This is a genomic window from Streptomyces capoamus (genome assembly GCF_014654935.1).
Classification (GTDB): domain Bacteria; phylum Actinomycetota; class Actinomycetes; order Streptomycetales; family Streptomycetaceae; genus Streptomyces; species Streptomyces capoamus.
Genome location: NZ_BNBF01000022.1, coordinates 102351 through 105661 on the forward strand (window position 1 = coordinate 102351; position 3311 = coordinate 105661).

A 3311-nucleotide genomic window follows, 5' to 3' on the forward strand; every position below is an offset into this window, starting at 1 on the left:
TCTGGGACCGCGACGGCCGCGGTCTGCACGACCGGCTGGCGAAGACGGTCGAGGTGCGCCTCTGAGGACGGTCGAGGTGCGCGTCTGACAACGGTCGCGGTGCGCGTCTGAGGACGGTCGAGGTGCGCGTCCGAACGCCCGGGCCCGGTCACCGACGACGACCGGGCCCGCCCTTCACCCAGCGCTCACCTCCGCGCTCACCCTCCCGGGCGCTCACTCTTCGCCCCCCTCGCGCCTTCCGTATTCAGCTCCCGCCATCCCCGCCCACCCCCGCTCACCCCCTGCGCAGCACCGCCGCCAGCACCGCCCGCAGTTCCGTCTCCGGATCCGCCACCGCGCCGGTCGCGCGCCAGGCGACGAACCCGTCCGGGCGTACCAGCACCGCCCCGTCGGCCGTGGTGCCGTGCGCCGCGGCCCAGTCGGTGCCGCCGCCGGGGCCCTCCCCGTCGTACGTCAGGTCGGCGTCCGCACCGGCGCCGATCCGGTACGCCTCCAGCCGTACGCCGTCCGTGCCGGCGATGCGCCGGGCGGCCGCGTGCCAGGCGGCGCCCGCCGCCGACCCGGCGTCGCAGAGCAGCACCATCGACCGCTCGTAGAGGTCGACCGTGGAGAGCCGGGCGCCCGCCCGGCGCAGCCACAGGTGCGGGGACCGGCTGCCCGGGTCCCCGGTCAGCCGCACCGCGTCGGGTACGACCGGATGGGCGGGGTCGGCGTCGAGGACGGCGCCCTCCAGGTAGCGGTAGCACAGGACCACCGGGAGGATGCCGCTGCGCGGGCCGCCGCCGACGCCGGGCGTCGGCGCGAAGCCGGGGTGGCTGTGCTCCACGGAGCGGGCGGAGGCGCGGGCGCTGGTGGCCAGGGCGACGGGCCGGCGCTCGGTGTCGTAGGTCTCCAGCAGGTCCGGCCCGGCCCAGCCGTCGAGGACGGCGGCCAGCTTCCAGGCCAGGTTGTGGGCGTCCTGGATGCCGGTGTTCGAGCCGAAGGCGCCGGTCGGGGACATCTCGTGGGCGGAGTCGCCGGCGAGCAGGACGCGGCCGGCCGTGTACCGCTCGGCGACGCGTTCCGCGGCGCGCCACGAGGCCTTGCCGGTGATCTCGACGTCGAGGTCGGGGACGCCGACGGCGAGCCGGATGTGCCGCTGGAGCCGCTCCTCGGTGAACTCCTCCAGGGTCTCGCCGTGCTCCGGGTGCCAGGGGGCGTGGAAGACCCAGTGCTCCTTGTTGTCGACGGGCAGCAGGGCGCCGTCGGCCTCGGGGTTCGTGAGGTAGCAGCAGATGAAGTGCCGGTCGCCGACCGACTCGGCGAGCAGCTTGGAGCGGAAGGTGACGCTGACGTTGGCGAACAGGTCGCCCGGCCCGCTCTGCCCGATGCCGAGCCGGTTGCGGACCGGGCTGCGCGGGCCGTCGCACGCGACGAGGTAGTCCGCCCGGACGGTGTACAGCGCGTCGCTGTCACGGTCCCGGACGAGCGCCGTCACTCCTTCGGAGTCCTGCTCGAAGCCCTCCAGCTCGTGGAAGTAGCGCAGGTCGCCGCCGAGGGCACGGGCCCCCTTCAGCAGCACCGGCTCCAGGTCGTTCTGGCTGCACAGGCACCACGTCGTGGGACTGAACTTCGCCAGTCCGCCGCCCGGGTCGATCTCTCTGAACAGCCACTCGCCGGCGTCACCGGCCAGCGTCGGTGTCTGGAGGATGCCGTGGTTGGCCGCGAGGAGCGAGGCTGCCGCCTTGATGTCCGGCTCGATGCCGGCCACCCGGAAGAGTTCCATCGTGCGCAGGTTGTTGCCGCGGCCACGCGGGTGGATCGAGGTCCCGGAGTGCCGCTCGACGAGCATGTGCGGTACGCCGAGACGGCCCAGGAACAGGGAGAGGGACAGGCCCACCAGAGAACCGCCCACGACGAGGACGGGCACCTGGTGATCGGCTTTCTGCTGCATCGAGTCTCCAGAGGCGAGGTCGGGGATGTGAGGCGCGTTGCTGTTTCTGTGCCCTCTGGGACGGCTTTCGCGTGCTCAATCACCCACGTGGTTCACGCGAGTCGCGCGCACCGCGGGAAGCGGCACAGGATCAAGAAGCGCTGACGTCGCGTCATCGGCGGCCGGCGTTCGCCTCTGCCCCCGTGAAGGAGATGCGCAGCATGACCACCCTGTCGGAAAAGATCTCGGACCAGTCGACGCGCGAGGTGTCGAAGAGGGTCTCCCAGTCCGTGTTCGACGGCTCCCGTCTCCGGGTCGTCCTGCTCGTGGACGTCCACGACGGCGCCCAGCAGCAGTTCCTGGAGGCCTACGAGCAACTGTGCAACCAGGTGGCGCAGGTGCCCGGCCACGTCAGCGACCAGCTGTGCCAGTCGATCGAGAACCCCTCCCAGTGGCTGATCACCAGCGAATGGGAGAGCGCCCCGCCGTTCCTCACCTGGGTGAACAGCGAGGAGCACGTGCGGATGGTGGAACCGCTGCACAGCTGCGTCCGGGACACCCGGTCGCTGCGGTTCCACATCGTCCGCGAGACCGGCGGCGAGCCGGCCGGGGCCGCGTCGCGGCGCCGGCTGCAGACCTCGCCGCGGATCGGTGACGGCGTGATCCGGCACGCGCTGACCTTCACGGTCAAGCCGGGCAGCGAGCGGGAGGTGAAGCGGATCCTCTCCGACTACGCCTCGCCCGAGGCGCGGGTCGACGAGACCACCCGGCTGTGCCGGACCTCGCTGTTCATGCACGGCAACCGGGTGGTGCGGGCCATCGAGGTGCGCGGCGACCTGCTCGCGGCGCTGCGCCATGTCGCCCGGCAGCCGGAGGTGCGGGCCGTCGAGGAGGCCATCAACCCCTATCTGGAGCAGGACCGGGACCTCGACGACCAGGAGTCCGCGCGGGTGTTCTTCACCCGGGCGGCGCTGCCCGCCGTGCACCACGTCACCGTGGACGAACTCACCGAGGGCGACCGGCAGGCGCTGTACTACCCGGCCCTGCCGGACCGCGGGATGCGGCTGGCGGAGCTGCTCGCCCAGCAGGACGAGGCGGCGGCGGAGGACCCGGACAGCCCGGTCCTGCGCAGCACGATCTTCCAGCGCGACGACGTCGTGGTCCGGCTGGTCGACGTACGCCCCGGCGCGGACGCCGGCGCCCTGCTGCCCGGGCCCGGACGGCAGGCCGCGCTCGCGGGCCTGCTGGACGGGGAGCCCGTCGGCATGGACCTCGTCACCGACCGCCGCTCGCCCGACGCCTGACCGGCAGGCCCAGCACACCAACGGAGGAACGCCGTGATCCAACACCTTCCGAAGATCGTGGACCTCAGCGAGGTCGAGCCCAACACCCGGCGCGG

At 72.9% G+C, this 3311-nt stretch carries 2 protein-coding genes and 2 pseudogenes; 3 read left to right on the forward strand and 1 reads right to left on the reverse strand.

Going from position 1 to position 3311, the window contains the following annotated elements; all coding sequences use genetic code 11:
- Positions 1 to 65, forward strand: a pseudogene (locus tag IE312_RS42340) (RDD family protein); the annotation flags it as partial.
- 209 nt (positions 66 to 274) lie between these two features.
- Here the strand turns inward: IE312_RS42340 and IE312_RS29400 are convergent.
- Positions 275 to 1933 carry an FAD-dependent oxidoreductase gene (locus IE312_RS29400; RefSeq protein WP_189985322.1) on the reverse strand — a complete coding sequence of 553 codons (1659 nt, stop codon included), beginning with the start codon at positions 1931 to 1933 and terminating at the stop codon, positions 275 to 277.
- A 200-nt stretch (positions 1934 to 2133) separates the two neighbouring features.
- On the opposite strand from IE312_RS29400, the gene IE312_RS29405 reads away from it, so the two are divergent.
- Together IE312_RS29405 and IE312_RS44040 are read left to right on the forward strand one after the other, a co-directional pair.
- Complete coding sequence (locus tag IE312_RS29405) at positions 2134 to 3216, forward strand: SchA/CurD-like domain-containing protein (RefSeq protein WP_189985323.1); 1083 nt, start codon at positions 2134 to 2136, stop codon at positions 3214 to 3216.
- Positions 3217 to 3249: 33 nt separating this feature from the next.
- Positions 3250 to 3311, forward strand: a pseudogene (locus IE312_RS44040) (cupin domain-containing protein); the annotation flags it as partial.